12 protein-coding genes and 1 riboswitch are annotated in these 18,078 nt (G+C 69.3%); of the genes, 8 read left to right on the plus strand and 4 right to left on the minus strand.

What is annotated here, in order from left to right; all coding sequences use genetic code 11:
* The first annotated feature begins 234 nt into the window (after window positions 1-234).
* The 4 genes from WS57_RS19550 to thpR all read left to right on the plus strand — a co-directional run bounded on the left by WS57_RS19550 (window position 235) and on the right by thpR (window position 8,870).
* Window positions 235-4,938 (plus strand): glutamate synthase-related protein, encoded by a 4,704-nt coding sequence (locus tag WS57_RS19550; RefSeq protein ID WP_009687682.1) that lies wholly within the window; start codon window positions 235-237, stop codon window positions 4,936-4,938.
* 85 nt (window positions 4,939-5,023) lie between these two features.
* The gene (locus WS57_RS19555; protein ID WP_009687681.1) at window positions 5,024-6,490 is read left to right on the plus strand and encodes a glutamate synthase subunit beta; all 1,467 of its coding nucleotides are present in this window, start codon (window positions 5,024-5,026) and stop codon (window positions 6,488-6,490) included.
* Window positions 6,491-6,804: 314 nt separating this feature from the next.
* The gene (locus tag WS57_RS19560; protein ID WP_009687680.1) at window positions 6,805-8,292 is read left to right on the plus strand and encodes an alanine/glycine:cation symporter family protein; all 1,488 of its coding nucleotides are present in this window, start codon (window positions 6,805-6,807) and stop codon (window positions 8,290-8,292) included.
* Window positions 8,289-8,870: an RNA 2',3'-cyclic phosphodiesterase gene (thpR, locus tag WS57_RS19565; protein WP_069244738.1), complete on the plus strand. Its 582-nt coding sequence runs from the start codon at window positions 8,289-8,291 to the stop codon at window positions 8,868-8,870. Before WS57_RS19560 ends, thpR begins: the two co-directional genes overlap by 4 nt.
* Here thpR and WS57_RS19570 read toward each other — a convergent pair.
* The 4 genes from WS57_RS19570 to WS57_RS19585 form a co-directional block, all read right to left on the minus strand.
* Window positions 8,867-10,159, minus strand: coding sequence for a D-amino acid dehydrogenase (locus WS57_RS19570; protein ID WP_069244739.1), 1,293 nt, complete (start codon window positions 10,157-10,159; stop codon window positions 8,867-8,869). The genes thpR and WS57_RS19570 overlap by 4 nt on opposite strands.
* 25 nt (window positions 10,160-10,184) lie before the next feature.
* Window positions 10,185-11,447, minus strand: a complete 1,263-nt coding sequence (locus tag WS57_RS19575; protein ID WP_009692683.1) for an MFS transporter — start codon at window positions 11,445-11,447, stop codon at window positions 10,185-10,187.
* A 102-nt stretch (window positions 11,448-11,549) separates the two neighbouring features.
* Window positions 11,550-12,317, minus strand: coding sequence for an SDR family NAD(P)-dependent oxidoreductase (locus tag WS57_RS19580; protein ID WP_069244740.1), 768 nt, complete (start codon window positions 12,315-12,317; stop codon window positions 11,550-11,552).
* Window positions 12,314-14,083, minus strand: coding sequence for an ABC transporter ATP-binding protein/permease (locus tag WS57_RS19585; protein ID WP_009695125.1), 1,770 nt, complete (start codon window positions 14,081-14,083; stop codon window positions 12,314-12,316). The genes WS57_RS19580 and WS57_RS19585 overlap by 4 nt, the downstream gene beginning before the upstream one ends.
* 269 nt (window positions 14,084-14,352) lie before the next feature.
* Window positions 14,353-14,466, plus strand: a riboswitch (TPP riboswitch).
* A gap of 247 nt (window positions 14,467-14,713) precedes the next feature.
* Between WS57_RS19585 and WS57_RS19590 the strand changes: the two genes are divergently transcribed.
* From WS57_RS19590 to thiE, 4 genes are read left to right on the plus strand one after another with little or no spacing between them, the layout of a single operon-like run.
* Complete coding sequence (locus WS57_RS19590; RefSeq protein WP_059515386.1) at window positions 14,714-15,850, plus strand: FAD-dependent oxidoreductase; 1,137 nt, start codon at window positions 14,714-14,716, stop codon at window positions 15,848-15,850.
* A 32-nt stretch (window positions 15,851-15,882) separates the two neighbouring features.
* Window positions 15,883-16,080 carry a sulfur carrier protein ThiS gene (gene thiS / locus WS57_RS19595; RefSeq protein WP_027783340.1) on the plus strand — a complete coding sequence of 66 codons (198 nt, stop codon included), beginning with the start codon at window positions 15,883-15,885 and terminating at the stop codon, window positions 16,078-16,080.
* Window positions 16,081-16,118: 38 nt separating this feature from the next.
* Window positions 16,119-16,934, plus strand: coding sequence for a thiazole synthase (locus WS57_RS19600; protein ID WP_009690254.1), 816 nt, complete (start codon window positions 16,119-16,121; stop codon window positions 16,932-16,934).
* On the plus strand, window positions 16,931-18,055 hold the full coding sequence (gene thiE / locus WS57_RS19605; RefSeq protein WP_069244741.1) for a thiamine phosphate synthase: 1,125 nt from the start codon (window positions 16,931-16,933) through the stop codon (window positions 18,053-18,055). Before WS57_RS19600 ends, thiE begins: the two co-directional genes overlap by 4 nt.
* The last annotated feature ends 23 nt before the right edge of the window (window positions 18,056-18,078 follow it).

The following is an 18,078-nucleotide window of genomic DNA, read 5'->3' on the forward strand; positions in this document are numbered from 1 at the left end:
AATGATACGGCCCCAATAAAACGGCACCAGAACGACGCATCGTTTTAATTGGGGTTCGATCATGCGGTTTTTGTTGCTATTCCTTTGATTCGTCGCGTATATTCCGAATTCCGGTGGCCCGGGCGCAGCTTTGCCTAACCACTGTCGGCCGCGCCGTCTCCCGCCGGGAGCGGGATCGGCGGCAACAAAAAAACGGTTCAACGGCCCTCGAGGCCCCTTTACGACGGTGTCCCCATGAACGACCACCAGCAGCCGCTCGCCGCGGTCCCCGCCGCGCAAGGTCTGTACGACCCGCAGAACGAACACGACGCCTGCGGCGTCGGTTTCGTCGCCCACATCAAGGGCAAGAAGAGCCACGAGATCATCCAGCAGGGCCTGAAGATCCTCGAGAACCTCGACCACCGCGGCGCGGTCGGCGCCGATCCGCTGATGGGCGACGGCGCGGGCATCCTGATCCAGATCCCGGACGCGTTCTATCGCGAGGAAATGTCGAAGCAGGGCGTGACGCTGCCGCCGGCCGGCGAATACGGCGTGGGGATGATCTTCCTGCCGAAGGAAAATGCGTCGCGTCTCGCGTGCGAGCAGGAGCTCGAGCGCACGGTGCGCGCGGAGGGCCAGGTCGTGCTCGGCTGGCGCGACGTGCCGGTCGACCATGCGATGCCGATCTCGCCGACGGTCAAGGCGAGCGAGCCGCTGATCCGCCAGATCTTCATCGGCCGCGGCAAGGACATCATGGTGACCGACGCGCTCGAGCGGAAGCTGTACGTGATCCGCAAGACCGCGAGCCACCGCATCCAGGCGCTCAAGCTCAAGCACGGCAAGGAATACTTCGTGCCGTCGATGTCGGCGCGCACGGTCGTCTACAAGGGGCTGCTGCTGGCCGGCCAGGTCGGCGTGTACTACCGCGACCTGCAGGACGCGCGCGTCGTGTCGGCGCTCGCGCTCGTGCACCAGCGCTTCTCGACCAACACGTTCCCCGCGTGGGAGCTTGCCCACCCGTACCGGATGATCGCGCACAACGGCGAGATCAACACCGTGAAGGGCAACGTGAACTGGCTGAACGCGCGTACCGGCGCGATCGCCTCGCACGTGCTCGGCGACGACCTGCCGAAGCTCTGGCCGCTGATCTATCCGGGCCAGTCGGACACCGCATCGTTCGACAACTGTCTCGAACTGCTGGTGATGGCCGGCTATCCGCTCGTGCACGCGGTGATGATGATGATCCCGGAAGCGTGGGAACAGCACACGCTGATGGACGAGAACCGCCGCGCGTTCTACGAATACCACGCCGCGATGATGGAGCCGTGGGACGGCCCGGCCGCGATCGCGTTTACCGACGGCCGCCAGATCGGCGCGACGCTCGACCGCAACGGCCTGCGTCCGGCGCGCTACATCGTCACCGACGACGACCTCGTGATCATGGCGTCGGAAGCCGGCACGCTGCCGATCCCGGAATCGAAGATCGTCAAGAAGTGGCGTCTGCAGCCGGGCAAGATGTTCCTGATCGACATGGAACACGGCCGCATCATCGACGACAAGGAGCTCAAGGACAACCTCGCGAACGCGAAGCCGTACAAGAGCTGGATCGACGCGGTGCGCATCAAGCTCGACGAAATCGAGCCGAAGGCCGAGGAAGTCGCGGCCGGCCGCGCGCAGGGTGCGTCGCTGCTCGACCGCCAGCAGGCGTTTGGCTACACGCAGGAAGACCTGAAGTTCCTGATGGCGCCGATGGCGCAGCAGGGCGAGGAAGCGGTCGGCTCGATGGGCAACGACTCGCCGCTCGCCGTGATGTCGAACAAGAACAAGACGCTCTATCACTACTTCAAGCAGCTGTTCGCGCAGGTCACGAACCCGCCGATCGACCCGATCCGCGAGAACATGGTGATGTCGCTCGTGTCGTTCATCGGCCCGAAGCCGAACCTGCTCGACACGAACAACATCAACCCGCCGATGCGTCTCGAAGTGTCGCAGCCGGTGCTCGACTTCAAGGACATCGCGAAGATCCGCGCGATCGACCAGTACACGGGCGGCAAGTTCAGCGCGTACGAACTGAACATCTGCTACCCGGTCGCCTGGGGCAAGGAAGGCATCGAGGCGCGCCTCGCGTCGCTGTGCGCGGAAGCCGTCGACGCGGTGAAGTCGGGCTACAACATCCTGATCGTGTCGGACCGCAAGACCGACGCCGAGCATGTCGCGATTCCGGCGCTGCTCGCCACCTCGGCGATCCACACGCACCTCGTCCAGCAAGGGCTGCGCACCAGCACGGGCCTCGTCGTCGAGACCGGCTCCGCGCGTGAAACGCACCACTTCGCGCTGCTCGCGGGCTACGGCGCGGAAGCCGTGCACCCGTACCTCGCGATGGAAACGCTCGCGAAGATGGCCGAAGGGCTGTCGGGCGACCTGTCGCCGGAAAAGGCGATCTACAACTTCACGAAGGCGGTCGGCAAGGGCCTGCAGAAGGTGATGTCGAAGATGGGCATCTCGACGTACATGTCGTACACCGGCGCGCAGATCTTCGAAGCGCTCGGCCTGTCGACCGATCTCGTCGAGAAGTACTTCAAGGGCACCGCGTCGAAGGTCGGCGGCATCGGCCTGTTCGAAGTCGCGGAAGAAGCGATCCGCCTGCACCGCGACGCGTTCGGCGACAACCCGGTCCTGCGCGACATGCTCGACGCGGGCGGCGAGTACGCGTACCGCGTGCGCGGCGAAGACCACATGTGGACGCCGGATTCGATCGCGAAGCTGCAGCACGCGACGCGCAGCAACTCGTACCAGACGTACAAGGAATACGCGCATCTGATCAACGACCAGACCCGGCGTCACATGACGTTCCGCGGCCTGTTCGAGTTCAAGGTCGAGCCGACCAAGGCGATCCCGATCGAAAACGTCGAGCCGGCGAAGGAAATCGTCAAGCGCTTCGCGACCGGCGCGATGTCGCTCGGCTCGATCAGCACCGAGGCGCACGCGACGCTCGCGATCGCGATGAACCGGATCGGCGGCAAGTCGAACACCGGCGAAGGCGGCGAGGACGAGAACCGTTATCGCAACGAGCTGCGCGGCATTCCGATCAAGGCCGGCGAGACGCTGAAGTCGGTGATCGGCGACGAGGTCGTCAGCGACATTCCGCTGAAGGAAGGCGATTCGCTGCGCTCGAAGATCAAGCAGGTCGCGTCGGGCCGCTTCGGCGTCACGGCGGAATACCTCGCGTCGGCCGACCAGATCCAGATCAAGATGGCGCAGGGCGCGAAGCCGGGCGAAGGCGGCCAGCTGCCGGGCCACAAGGTGTCCGAATACATCGGCAAGCTGCGCTACTCGGTGCCGGGCGTCGGCCTGATCTCGCCGCCGCCGCACCACGACATCTACTCGATCGAGGATCTGGCGCAGCTGATCCACGACCTGAAGAACGTGAACCCGGCCGCGAGCATCTCGGTGAAGCTGGTGTCGGAAGTCGGCGTCGGCACGGTCGCCGCGGGCGTCGCGAAGGCGAAGGCCGATCACGTCGTGATCGCCGGCCATGACGGCGGCACCGGCGCATCGCCGCTGTCGTCGGTCAAGCACGCGGGCACGCCGTGGGAACTCGGCCTGGCCGAAACGCAGCAGACGCTGGTGCTGAACCGCCTGCGCGACCGCATCCGCGTGCAGGCCGACGGCCAGATGAAGACGGGCCGCGACGTCGTGATCGGCGCGCTGCTCGGCGCGGACGAATTCGGCTTCGCGACGGCGCCGCTCGTCGTCGAAGGCTGCATCATGATGCGCAAGTGCCACCTGAACACGTGCCCGGTCGGCGTCGCGACGCAGGATCCGGTGCTGCGTGCGAAGTTCAAGGGCCAGCCCGAACACGTCGTGAACTACTTCTTCTTCGTCGCCGAGGAAGTGCGCGAGATCATGGCGCAGCTCGGCATCGCGAAGTTCGACGACCTGATCGGCCGTGCGGACCTGCTCGATACGCGCAAGGGCATCGAGCACTGGAAGGCGAAGGGCCTGGACTTCTCGCGCGTGTTCTACCAGCCGGAAGGCTGCGAGGGCGTGGGCACCCGTCACGTCGACGTGCAGGATCACGGCCTCGAGCGCGCGCTCGACCACGTGCTGATCGAGAAGGCGAAGGCCGCGATCGAGAACGGCGAGCATGTGTCGTTCATCCAGCCGGTGCGCAACGTGAACCGGACGGTCGGCGCGATGCTGTCGGGCGTGATCGCGAAGAAGCACGGCCACGACGGCCTCGCCGACGACGCGGTGCACATCCAGCTGAAGGGCACGGCCGGCCAGAGCTTCGGCGCGTTCCTCGCGAAGGGCGTGACGCTCGACCTCGTCGGCGACGGCAACGACTACGTCGGCAAGGGCCTGTCGGGCGGCCGCATCATCATTCGTCCGACCAACGACTTCCGCGGCAAGTCCGAGGAAAACATCATCTGCGGCAACACGGTGATGTACGGCGCGCTCGAAGGTGAAGCCTTCTTCCGCGGCGTCGCGGGCGAGCGCTTCTGCGTGCGCAACTCGGGCGCGACGGCGGTCGTCGAAGGCACCGGCGATCACGGCTGCGAGTACATGACGGGCGGCACGGTCGTCGTGCTCGGCGAGACGGGCCGCAACTTCGCGGCCGGCATGTCGGGCGGCGTCGCGTACATCTACGATCCGGAAGGCACGTTCGCGGCGAAGTGCAACAAGGCGATGGTCGCGCTCGATCCGGTGCTGCAGCAGGCCGAGCAGGAGCGCACGGTCGATCGCGCGCTCTGGCATGCGGGCACGACGGACGAAGCGTTGCTCAAGGGGCTCGTCGAGCGTCATTTCCAGTTCACGGGTTCGCCGCGCGCGAAGTCGCTGCTGGAAAACTGGGACGCCGCGCGCCGCCAGTTCGTGAAGGTGTTCCCGCACGAATACAAGCGCGCGCTGGGCGAGATCGGTGCGAAGAAGGCGGCGAAGGAAGCGCTGGCCGCCTGAGCGACGAACGACATAGCGAAGGCCGCGCGCGCATGAACGCCGCGCGCGGCTCCCCCACCCGATACACCGAACAGAAGAGCACCTTATGGGCAAGGCAACCGGTTTTCTGGAGTTCGAACGCCGCCACGAGGCGTACGAAGCACCGCTCACGCGCGTGAAGCACTACAAGGAATTCGTCGCGGCGCTGACCGACGCGGACGCGAAGATCCAGGGCGCGCGCTGCATGGACTGCGGCATCCCGTTCTGCAACAACGGCTGCCCGGTCAACAACATCATCCCGGACTTCAACGATCTCGTTTACCGCCAGGACTGGCAGCAGGCGATCGAAGTCCTGCACTCGACCAACAACTTCCCCGAGTTCACGGGCCGCATCTGCCCGGCGCCGTGCGAGGCCGCCTGCACGCTCGGCATCAACAACGATCCGGTCGGCATCAAGTCGATCGAGCACGCGATCATCGACAAGGCCTGGGCGGAAGGCTGGGTGAAGCCGCAGCCGGCCGAGCACAAGACGGGCAAGAAGGTCGCCGTCGTCGGCTCGGGCCCCGCGGGCCTCGCCGCCGCGCAACAGCTCGCGCGCGCCGGTCACGACGTGACGGTGTTCGAGAAGAACGATCGCGTCGGCGGCCTGCTGCGCTACGGGATTCCCGACTTCAAGCTCGAGAAGTGGCTGATCGACCGCCGCATGCGCCAGATGGAAGCGGAAGGCGTGACGTTCCGCACCAGCGTGTTCATCGGCAAGGATCCGCTGCCCGAGTCGATCGGCAGCCTCGCAAAGGAAACCATTTCGCCGGACACGCTGAAGGAGGAATTCGACGCGGTCGTGATCGCCGGCGGTTCGGAAACCCCGCGTGACCTGCCGGTGCCGGGCCGCGAGCTCGCCGGCATCCATTTCGCGATGGACTTCCTGCCGCAGCAGAACCGCGTGAACGCGGGCGACAAGCTCGCCGATCAACTGCTCGCGAAGGGCAAGCACGTCGTCGTGATCGGCGGCGGCGATACGGGTTCGGACTGCGTCGGCACCTCGAACCGTCACGGCGCGAAGGCCGTCACGCAGTTCGAACTGCTGCCGCAGCCGCCCGAAGAGGAGAACAAGCCGCTCGTGTGGCCGTACTGGCCGATCAAGCTGCGCACGTCGTCGTCGCACGAGGAAGGCTGCGAGCGCGACTGGGCGGTCGCGACCAAGCGCTTCGAAGGCAAGAACGGCAAGGTCGACAAGCTGATCGCGGTGCGCGTCGAGTGGAAGGACGGCAAGATGCAGGAAGTGCCGGGCTCGGAGTTCGAGATGAAGGCCGACCTCGTGCTGCTCGCGATGGGCTTCACGCAGCCGGCCGCGCCGGTGCTCGAGGCGTTCGGCGTCGCGAAGGATGCGCGCGGCAACGCACGCGCGGCGACCGAAGGCGATCGCGCGTACTACACGTCGGTCGACAAGGTATTCGCGGCCGGCGACATGCGCCGCGGCCAGTCGCTCGTCGTGTGGGCGATCCGCGAAGGCCGCCAGTGCGCGCGCTCGGTCGATGCGTACCTGATGGGGCATTCGGAACTGCCGCGCTGAGCATCGCAAGCGGGTTTCGACGAAGCCGGGCGTCCGAGAGGGCGCCCGGTTTTTTTTCGGCCGCGCACGCGTGCGTGCATGCGGTTTCTTGTCCACGTTTCTTCCGCTTCGGCCAGCACGCCGCGCCGCTGCCGGCGCCATGCCCCGCCGCATTTTCGCGAAGCGTCGCCTAACCTGATCACATTCGACGGCTATTTTTCGCGATCCCGAATCCTTTCGTTTTGTAATGATCATTGCAAACTGTCATATCATGTCGCCCCTCGGGCCGCTTGCGGCCGCCGCATGTTACTGACCCTATTTTGTAAGGACACTGGATGGAAGCACTCGTGCATGGGCTGATCGACGCCGTCAACGGCGTGTTGTGGAACTACGTGCTGATCGCGCTGCTGCTCGGCGTGGGCGCGTGGTTCACGCTGCGGTTCCGGATGATCCAGCTGAAGGCGCTGCTGCTCAGCATGAAGCTGGTCGGCAGCAAGGGCGAGCCGGGCAGCATCTCGTCGTTCCAGGCGTTCGCGACGGGGCTGGCGAGCCGCGTCGGCACCGGCAATATCGCGGGCGTCGCGGTCGCGCTGACGGTCGGCGGGCCGGGCGCAATCTTCTGGATGTGGATGACGGCGCTGGTCGGGATGTCGTCCGCGTTCGTCGAGGCGACGCTCGCGCAGATCTTCAAGGTGTCGCACCGGGACGGCAGCTATCGCGGCGGCCCCGCGTACTACATCCAGACCGGCCTGCGCTCGCGCGGCTTCGGCGTGCTGTTCTCGCTGTCGCTGATCCTCGCGTTCGGCTTCGTGTTCAACGCGGTGCAGGCCAACGCGATCGCCGACGCGTTCAACACGTCGTTCGGCTGGCGCCGCGAGACGGTCGGCGTCGGCCTCGTGCTGCTGACCGCGCCGATCATCTTCGGCGGGATTCGCCGCATCGCGTCGGTCGCGCAGGTGATCGTGCCGGTGATGGCGATCGGCTATCTCGCGCTCGCCGTCTACGCGGTCGCGACGCATATCGCGCTGGTGCCGGACGTGATCGCGCTGATCGTGAAGAGCGCGTTCGGCGTCGGCCAGGCGGCGGGCGGCGTGACCGGCTATGCGGTCAGCCAGGCGATCGCGATCGGCGTGAAGCGCGGGCTGTTCTCGAACGAGGCCGGCATGGGCAGCGCGCCGAACGCGGCCGCGACCGCGAGCACGCGGCATCCGGTCACGCAGGGGCTGATCCAGATGCTCGGCGTGTTCGTCGACACGATCGTGATCTGCAGCGCGACCGCGTTCGTGATCCTGCTGTCGGGCCAGTACGAACTCGGCACCGGCATGGAAGGCGCGGCGCTCACGCAGCGCGCGATCTCGAGCCACGTCGGCGACTGGGGCGGCATCTACATGGCCGTCGCGATCTTCTTCCTCGCGTTCTCGTCGGTGATCGGCAACTACGCGTATGCGGAAGGCAACGTCGACTTCATCACGAAGCGGCGCGGCGTGCTGCCGCTGTTCCGCGTCGCGGTGCTCGGCATGGTGATGTTCGGCAGCGTCGGGCAGCTGCCGCTCGTCTGGGCGATGGCCGATACGAGCATGGGGCTGATGGCGATCATCAACCTGATCGCGATCGTCGCGCTCGGCAAGTACGCGCATGCCGCGTGGCGCGACTATCGTCGCCAGCGTGCGGACGGCGTCGCCGATCCGGTGTTTACGCGCAACACGATTCCCGAACTCGCGCGCGTGCTGCCGGCCGACGTATGGGGCGAGCACGGCCCGCTGCCGCAGCGTCCGGCGGCCGATGCGGTGAGCGCGCCGCGCGTGGCGGTGCGCGAATCGTGAACGGCGAGCGGCTGCGCGTGTTCGTCGCGCTGATGCCCGATGCGGCGTCGCGCGAGGCGCTGCACGCGTTGCCGGTCACGCGCGGCGCGCGCCGCACGCTGCCCGCGCAGCTGCACGTGACGCTCGCGTTCATCGGCGCGATCGAGCGCACGCGCTGCGACGCGCTGGCCGCGCGGCTGCCGGGGCTGGCGGCCGCACATGCGCTGCCGCTGCTGCCGGTCGAGCGGATCGCCTGGTGGCCGAGCCTGCCGCGCGCCCGGCTGATCGTCGCGGAACTCGCGCCGGAGCCGGCGTGCGCGGCGCTGCAGGCCGGGTTGGCGGCGACGCTGGAGGCGCTCGGCATCGCGGCCGACCGCCGGCCGTTTCGTCCGCACGTGACGCTCGCACGGCTGCCGCGCGACGCGCACGGGCAGCCCGCACACGGCGGCGCGACCGGCCGGCCGGTCGCGCTGCGCTTCGACGCGCTGACGCTGTTCGAAAGCCGGCTGTCGCACGACGGCGTGTCGCACCGGCCGATCGTGTCGGCGCCGATTGCCCGCGCCGACGGCGCGGCCGGCGCTGTCGGCACGGCAGGCTAGCGGCCGTAGCGCGCGAGCGTCAGTCCCGACAGGTCGATTTCCGGCGTGCGTCCCGTGACGAGATCCGCCAGCACCTTCCCCGATCCCATCGACATCGCCCAGCCGGTCGAGCCGTGGCCGACGTTGAGCCAGAGTCCGTCGATCCCGCTCGCGCCGAGCAGCGGCGGCCCGTCCGGCGTCATCGGCCGGCGGCCGACCCAGAAGCGCGCCGAGCCACGATCGGCCGCCTGCGGGAACCAGTCGTCGAGCACCTTCATCAGCGTGTCGAGCGCCTGTTGCCGCAGCGCCGCGTGCCGGCTGCCCAGTTCCGCCGTGCCGGCCACGCGCAGCGTCGGGCCGAAGCGCGTGATCGCCGTCTTCAGCGATTCGTCCATCAGCGCGGCGCGCGGCGCCTTTTCGTCGTCGACGACCGCGAGCGTCGCCGAGTAGCCCTTCACCGGATACAGCGGCACGTCGATGCCGTACGGCCGCAGCAGCCGCGCGCTGTCGACGCCGAGCGCGACCACGACCGCATCGGCGGCGAGCGGCGCGTCGTCGCGCGTGCGATGGCCGTCGTCGCGCAGGTCGCGCGCCGCGATCCGCACGCCGCGCACCCTGCCGCCCGCGACGTCGAGCGCGCGGAGTTCCGTACGCAGGCGGAACGTCACGCCGTTCGCCTCGCACAGCGCGCGCAGTTCGCGCGTGAAGCGTGCGCAGTCGCCGGCCTCGTCGTCGGGCAGGTAGATGCCGCCGACGGGCGCCTGCCGTGCCCAGCGCAGCCCCGGCTCGATCGCCGTGCAGCCGGCCGCGTCGAGCTCGCGAAACGCGATTCCGGCATCGCGCAGCACCTTCAGCGCGGGCTGCGCCATCTCGACGTCGAAGGCGCCGCGCAGCAGCTGCAGATAGCCGCGGCTCGCGCCGTAGTCGAACGGATGCCGCTCGCGAAACGCGTGCAGGCACGCGCGGCTGTAATACGCGATGCGCTGCATCCGCTGCTTGTTGACGCGAAACCGCTCGAACTCGCATTCGCGCAGCCAGCGCGCAATCCAGCGCCACTGCGCGCGATCGAGCGTCGGCCGGAAGATCAGCGGCGACGCCGACTTGAACAGGTACTTGAGGATCTTGCCGGGCATCCCGGGCGCGGCCCACGGCGTCACGTAGCCGGGCGCGATCACGCCCGCGTTGCCGAGGCTCGTCGCCTGCGCGACGTCGGCTTCGCGTTCGACGATGGTCACGTCGCAGCCCGCTTCGCGCAGGTGCCAGGCGGTGGCGACGCCGATCACGCCGGCGCCGAGTACGATCACGTGCATGCGTGTTCCGGAACGAGGAGGGCGCTCAAGGCGCGACGGCCGGATCGTCGGCGAGCGACTTGCCGCGCGTTTCCGGCAGCACGAGCGCGGCGACGATCACGAGCAGGTAGCCGCCGCCCGCGACGAAGCCGATCGCCTTCACGAGCGACATCGACTGCGACAGCGTGCCGACGAGGATCGGGAAGAACGAGCCGAGCCCGCGGCCGAGGTTGTAGCAGAAGCCCTGGCCCGAGCCGCGGATCGCACCGGGGTACAGCTCGGACAGGTATGCGCCGACGCCCGCGAAGATGCCCTGCACGACGATGCCGAGCGGGAAGCCGAGCATCAGCATCGCGGTGTCGGTGATCGGCAGCATCGTGTAGGCCATGCCGAGCGAGAACGAGCCGATCGCGAACAGGATGAACGAGGCGCGGCGGCCGAGCCGGTCCGACAGGATCGCGCCGACCACGTAGCCGACGAACGAGCCGACGATCAGCACGACGAGGTAGCCGCTCGTGTTGAACACCGACAGGTGGCGGACGGTTTTCAGATAGGTGGGCAGCCAGGTCGTGATCGCGTAGTAGCCGCCGAGCATGCCCGTGCAGAGCGCGCTGCCGAACAGCGTCGCGCGCAGGTGCGGCGGCGAGAAGATCTCGAGGAAGTGGCCCGACACATGGCCGGCGTCGCGTGCGCGGCGCGTGGCCGTGTAGATGTCGGGATCGCTGACGTTGCGGCGGATGTACAGGATCCACAGCGCGGGCGCGATGCCGATCCAGAAGCACGCGCGCCACGCCACCTGTTCCGGCAGCAGCGCGAAGAAGGCCCAGTAGAGGATCGCGGCCGCGGCCCAGCCGAACGACCAGCTGCTCTGCACGGTGCCGACCGCCTTCGCGCGATGCTCGGGCGAGCGGATCGTCTCGGCCATCATGATCGTCACGACCGACCATTCGCCGCCGAAGCCGAATCCTTGCAGCGTGCGCGTCGCGAGCAGCTGCCAGAACGAATGCGTGAAGCCCGACAGGCAGGTGAACAGCGCGAACGTCGCGATCGTCCACTGCAGCACGCGCACGCGGCCGTAGCGGTCGGCGAGGATCCCCGCGGCCCAGCCGCCGAGCGCCGACGAGATCAGCGAACTCGTCGCGATCATCCCGGCCTCGCCCTTCGTCATTCCCCAGGTCGCAATCAGCGTCGGGATCAGGAACGAGTAGATCATGAAGTCGAACGCGTCGACCGCATAGCCGCCGAAGCCGGCGTACAGCGTCCTGCGCTCGCGCGACGACAGTTCTTGAAACCACTGGATTTCCTGCATGCGTGCCGTCTCCGTCTCGTTTCGTCTCGTGCTGCCGCGTGACGAACATTCTACGGGCTGGATCGGGCGCGCCAAAAAGGCCGGCGCAGCCGGGTGCGCGCGCTAGAGCGTCAGGCCGCCGTCGATGTGGACGACCTGGCCGGTGATCTGCCGCGCCGCGTCCGACAGCAGGAACGCGATCAGCGCGGCGACGTCGTCGGGTTCGGCGATGCGGCCGAGCGGCGTCGCCCGTTCGGCCTGCGTCCAGGCCGCGGCGTTGCCGGCGCTCGGGCCGTGGTCCTTGCGCGTGAAGCCGGGCGCGACCGCATTGACGGTGATGCCATGCGCGGCGAACTCGGCCGCGGCGGTGCGCACCAGCGATTCGAGCGCGGCCTTCGCGGCGGCGGTCGCCGCGAACGGCGCGTCGGCGCGGTAGCGGTGCGCGACGAACGAACTGACCGCAACGATGCGCGGCGCGGCCGACGCTTCGAGCAGCGGCCGTGCGCGGCCCGCGAGCGCGGCGAAGGCGCCGGGCATCGCGGCGAAGGCGGAGGCGAGCGCGTCGGCGCCGAGTTCGGACAATGCCTGCCGGGCCGCGAAGCCGGCGTTCGCGACCAGCTGGTCGAGCCCGCCGAAGCGCGTCGCGGCCGCATCGACGAGCGCCGTCGCGACGCCCGGCTCGGCGAGGTCGCCGCCGAGCACGATGGATTCGGCGCCGGCCGCCGTGCAGGCGTCGGCGATGCCGGCGAGCCGCGTGCGCGACGCGTCGTCCGCGCCGCGCGCATGCAGCGCCAGCGCGACGCCGGGCTCCGCGAGCCGCCGCGCGAGCGCCGCGCCGATCCCCGAGCCTGCGCCGGTGATCAGCACGATGCGCGCGGCGCGTGCGCTCATGCGGCGACCTTGTCGCTGTCGTTGATGCGCTCGACGTTGATCGTGTCGGCGTGGAACGCGGCCAGCGATTCGCGGTGCGCGATGCTGACGATCGCGGCGCGCGGCAGCCGTTCGGCGAACAGGTGGTAGAGCCGCGCCTCGTTGTCCGGGTCGAGCGCGCTGGTCGCCTCGTCGAGGAACAGGAAGTCGGGCTTGTGCAGCAGCACGCGCGCGCCGGCGAGACGCTGCTGCTCGCCCGGCGACATCACGCGCGTCCAGTGCGCGCTTTCTTCGAGACGATCCGCATACTCGTCGAGGCGGCACGCGCGCAGCGCGTCGCGGCACGCGTCGTCGCTGAACGCGTCGGGCGTCGCCGGATAAGTGAGCGCGGCCTTCAGCGTGCCGATCGGCAGGTAGCTCGTCTGCGGCACGAACATCATCCGCGCGCCGACCGGCGCGTCGATCGCGCCGTCGCCGAACGGCCACAGGCCCGCGAGCGCGCGCATGAAGGTGCTCTTGCCGGAGCCCGACCGGCCGACCACGAGCCAGCGCGAGCCGGGCTCGATCGCGAGGTTGCCGATGTTCGCGAGCGCCTTGCCGTTCGGCAGCGCGAGCCTGAGCGACGAGGTCGACAGCTTCGCCGCGTCGACGTAGTGCAGGTTGATGCCGCCGTGCTCGGTGGCCGGCGAGACGGTTTCCTTCAGGTGCGATGCGCCCATCACGCGCTTGAATTCGCGTAGACGGTTGACGGTCGCGCGCCATTCGACGAGCGTCGCGTAACTGTTGATGAACCACGAGAACGAATCGCTGACGGTGCCGAACGCGGACGAGATCTGCATCAGCACGCCGAACGAGAACGCGCCCGCGAAATAGCGCGGCGCGGCGACGACCAGCGGGAAGATGATCGCGATCTGCCCGTAGAAGCTCAGCACGAAGGTGAGGCGCTTGGTGTACTTCATCACGCGCCACCAGTTGTCGCGGATGCGCATGAACAGGCTGTGCGCGTTGCCGGTCTCGGTCTTCTCGCCGTCGTAGAACGCGATCTGCTCGGCGTTCTCGCGCACGCGGATCAGCCCGAAGCGGAAGTCGGCCTCGACGCGCTGCTGCTGGTAGTTGATCGACACGAGCGGATGGCCGACCTTCTGGATGATCAGCGAGCCGACCACCGCGTACAGCGCGGCCGCCCACACCATGTAGCCGGGGATCGTGATCGGCGTCGCGCCGACCGCGAAGGTCAGCGCCCCGGCGAGCGACCACAGGATCGTGATGAACGACACGAGCGTGACGACCGTCGACAGCAGGTCGAGCGACAGCGACAGCGTCGTGGTCGCGAACGACTGGAGGTCGTCGGTGATCCGCTGGTCGGGGTTGTCGGCGAGGCGGTCGCGCTCGATCCGGTAGAACGCGCGGTCGCCGAGCCACTGGCCGAGAAAGCGCTCGGTGAGCCACTGGCGCCAGCGGAAGCCGAGCATCTGCCGCAGGTAGCGGCCGTACACGGCGAGGATGATGAAGCCGAACGCGAGCGCGGAGAACTGCATCAGCAGATTCGGGAAGTCGTGGACGTTCTTCGCCTGCAGCGCGTTGTAGAACTGCGCGTTCCACTTGTTCAGCTGGACGTTGATCCACACGACGCAGAGGTTCATCGCGATGATCGTGACGAGCAGCCCCCACGCGACTTTCCATTCGGACGACACCCAGTAGGGCTTGATGAGGCTCCATGCGGATACCGGGCGCTCGTCCTGCGGCGCGTCGGAGGCGGAGCGGACGGGATCGATCGATTGGGTCATGTGCTTCCTGATGAGTAGCCGGCGCGCGGGCCGGGCGAAGCCGGGCGCGCGCCTCGGTACGGCATGCCGGACGAGGTGCTCGACCGACGGCGGGCGTCCGGATGGTGGCCCGCGCGTCTTAAAAGGCACTTAAGAGCCGGCGGTGACGCGGCAACCGGCCGCTCGCGCGGCCGGCCTGCGGGCATTGTGCCAGAGCGGCGCAGCCCGACGGCGAATTTGCCGCACGGGGACAGTTTGCGGCGCTTTCCGCTTTTATGGTCTAATGGCCGACGACGAAACAGGGGTGCTTCGAGCGCGGTCCACACATGGCGCGGCGAGGCTGAGAAAGACCCTTCGCACCCGATCCGGGTAATACCGGCGAGGGAAGTTTCTGATCCCGCCGGGCCGCGCTGGCCGTTATCCCGCATCGTCAGCGCCCGAGTCCCGCCCGGCCGGCCCTGGCTGCCGGTTTCGTCCTTTTGGGTACGCGCGTCGCGCGTTACGGAAGGAATCGATGACCGATCAATCTTCAGTTTTTTCAGTCCGCTGCCCGGTTTCCGGCAGGGCGCCGTCGCGCGCGTTCGCGCGGCCGGCCGCCTCGCTGCCGGCATGGGCTTTGCGCGTCCGCGCGGCATGCGGCGAGGGGGCGCGATGAACGTCCACGCTTCCCGGCCGGATTTCGCCGTGCTCGGCGGCGGCCTCGTCGGCCGGCTGATCGCCTGGCGGCTCGCGGGCGACGGGCATCGCGTCGCGCTCTACGAGCGCGGCGGCCCGGACGGCGAGCAGTCGGCGGCGTGGATCGCCGCCGCGATGCTCGCGCCGCTCGCCGAGGCGGCCAGCGCGGAACTGCTGATCACCGAGCTCGGCGCCGCGTCGCTCGCGCGCTGGCCGCAGTGGCTCGCCGAACTGCCCGAGCCGGTGTTCTTCCAGCATCGCGGCACGCTCGTCGTCTGGCACCACGCGGACCGCGCGGAAGCGCCGCTGTTCGAGCGGCGCGTGCGCGCGAACGCGCCGGCCGGGCTGTTCGACGGCGGCTTCGTCGCGCTTGCCGGCGCGCAGGTCGATTCGGCCGAGCCCGCGCTCGCGGGCCGTTTCGCGCGCGGGCTGCTGCTGCCGCGCGAAGGCCAGCTCGACAATCGCCAGGCGCTGCGCGCGCTCGCGGCCGGCCTCGCCGAGCGCGGCGTCGAGACGCACTGGCACGCGACGATCGACGACGGCCACCGGCCCGACGCGCATTTCACGATCGATTGCCGCGGGCTCGGCGCCAAGGCCGCGCTGCCCGGGCTGCGCGGCATCCGCGGCGAAGTCGCGCGCGTGCATGCGCCCGGCATCGGGCTCACGCGTCCGGTGCGGCTGCTGCATCCGCGCTATCCGCTCTATATCGCGCCGAAGCAGGACGACCTGTACGTGATCGGCGCGACCGAAGTGGAGGGCGAGGACATGTCGCCCGTCAGCGTGCGCTCCGCGCTGGAACTGCTGAGCGCCGCGTTCTCGGTGCACCCTGCGTTCGGCGAGGCGCGCATCCTCGAACTGAACGCGCAGTGCCGGCCGACGCTGCCCGATCACCGCCCGGCGGTGATCTGGGACGGCGCGTCGACGCTGGCCGTCAACGGCCTGTACCGGCACGGCTTCATGATCGCGCCCGAAGTCGCGCACGCGGCCGTCGCGCTCGCCGAAGCCGCGCTCGGCGGCGCGCTCGACCGGGCCGACGGGTTCGCCGCGTGGCGCGACGCCGCACGCTGGCCGACGCTCCTTCATCACCGCGACGACGCGCGCCAGCCGGCCTGACGCGCGCCGCCGACCGAATCCGACCAAGCCTCATGGACATCCAGATCAACCAACAGACCCTGACGCTGCCCGACGGCGCGACGGTCGCCGACGCGCTCGCCGCGTACGGCGCGCGTCCGCCGTACGCGGTCGCGCTGAACGGCAACTTCGTCGCGCGCACGCAGCATGCGGCGCGCGCGCTCGCGGCGGGCGACAAGCTCGACGTGGTGCACCCCGTCGCGGGCGGCTGAGCGCCGCCGGTCCGTCCCCGCTCTTCCAGGAAATCGACATGACGTCCCTCACTTCCGCCGACGCGCTGACGCTGTACGGCGAAACCTTCGCGAGCCGCGTGCTGCTCGGCACGTCGCGCTATCCGTCGCTGCAGTCGCTGTCCGACTCGATCGCCGCGTCGCGGCCGGGCATGGTCACGGTCGCGCTGCGCCGCCAGATGACGGGCGGCACGGCCGAAGCCGGCTTCTTCGACCTGCTCAAGCGCCATGCGGTGCCGCTGCTGCCGAACACGGCCGGCTGCCAGACCGTCGCCGAGGCGGTGACGACCGCGCACATGGCGCGCGAGGTATTCGAGACCGACTGGATCAAGCTCGAGCTGATCGGCGACGACTACACGCTGCAGCCGGATCCGGTCGGGCTGATCGACGCGGCCGCGCAGCTGATCAAGGACGGTTTCAAGGTGCTGCCGTACTGTACCGAGGATCTCGTGATCGGCCGCCGCCTGCTCGACGCCGGCTGCGAGGCGCTGATGCCGTGGGGCGCGCCGATCGGCACCGGCAAGGGCGTCGTGAATCCGTACGGGCTGCGCGTACTGCGCGAACGGCTGCCCGACGTGCCGCTGATCGTCGACGCGGGCCTCGGCGTGCCGTCGCACGCGTGCCAGGTGATGGAGTGGGGCTTCGACGGCGTGCTGCTGAATACGGCCGTGTCGCAGGCGACGCACCCCGAGATCATGGCGCGCGCGTTCGCGCAGGGCGTCGAGGCCGGCCGCGCAGCCTATCTGGCGGGGCCGATGGACGCGCGCGAAACCGCGCATGCGAGCACGCCGGTGGTCGGGATGCCGTTCTGGCACCAGGATGGAGGCGGCGCATGAGCGCGCGCTTCGCCGATGCATTCTGGCCGCCGGCCGACGAACTGGCCGAAGCGGCCGGGCGGATTCGCGCGCGGCTCGGCGACTGGCCGCGCGGCGCGGCGCCGTGGCGGCTGTGCCTGGCCGCCCCCGAGCAGCCTGCCGACGGCGACGTGCTGATCGTGTCGAGCGGCGACCGCGCCGGGCAGGCGCGCGCGTCGGCCGTGTCGCGGCCCGCGTCGCCGGACGCGGTCGCGATCGAATTCGACGAGCGGAGCGCGGTGCTGCATGCCGCGGGCGCGCGTTACGCGCTCGACGCCGCGCATCCGCTCGCGGACGACTGGATCGCGGCGCTCGCGGCGTTCATCGATTGCGGCTTCGCGCCGCTCGACGCACTGGTGCTCGCGCTCGCATGGCGCGACGGCGACGAAACGCTCGACGGCGATCCCTGGCCGGTCGACGCCGCGCGGTTTCCGCGCATCGCCGGGCTGCCGGCCGCGCCGGAGCCGGCCTTTGCGCCGTGCCCGGCGCGGCTCGGCCTCTATCCGGTGGTGCCGGACGCCGACTGGGTCGAGCGCGTGCTCGACTGCGGCGCACGGACCGTGCAATTGCGCGTGAAGGGCGCGCCGCCGGAGCTGCTGCGCCGGGAAATCGCGCGCGCGGTCGCAGCGGGCTGCCGCTACCCCGATGCGCGCGTGTTCATCAACGATCACTGGCAGATCGCCGCAGATGAGGGTGCGTACGGCGTACATCTGGGCCAGGAAGACCTCGAGACGGCCGATCTCGCGGCGATTGCACGCGCGGGCCTGCGGCTCGGACTGTCGAGTCACGGCTATTACGAGATGTTGCGCGCCTTGCACGAACGGCCGAGCTATCTCGCGCTCGGGCCTGTATTCGCGACCGCGACCAAGGCGGTTGCCGCACCGCCGCAGGGGCTCGCGCGGATCGCCCGCTACGCGCGCTTCGCGAGCGCGCGGGCCCCGCTGGTCGCGATCGGCGGGGTGGGGCTCGAGGCGCTGCCGGCGGTGCTGGCAACCGGCGTCGGCAGCGTCGCGGTGGTCAGCGCGGTGACCGGCGCGGCCGATTACCGGGCGGCGCTTGTTGCATTGCAGCAGTGTTTTGCCGGAGAATTTGACAATCGTTGACCGCAGGGTCGGGAACGGCGTCA

Origin of the sequence: Burkholderia pseudomultivorans, assembly GCF_001718415.1 — a bacterium.
Lineage (GTDB): Bacteria > Pseudomonadota > Gammaproteobacteria > Burkholderiales > Burkholderiaceae > Burkholderia > Burkholderia pseudomultivorans_A.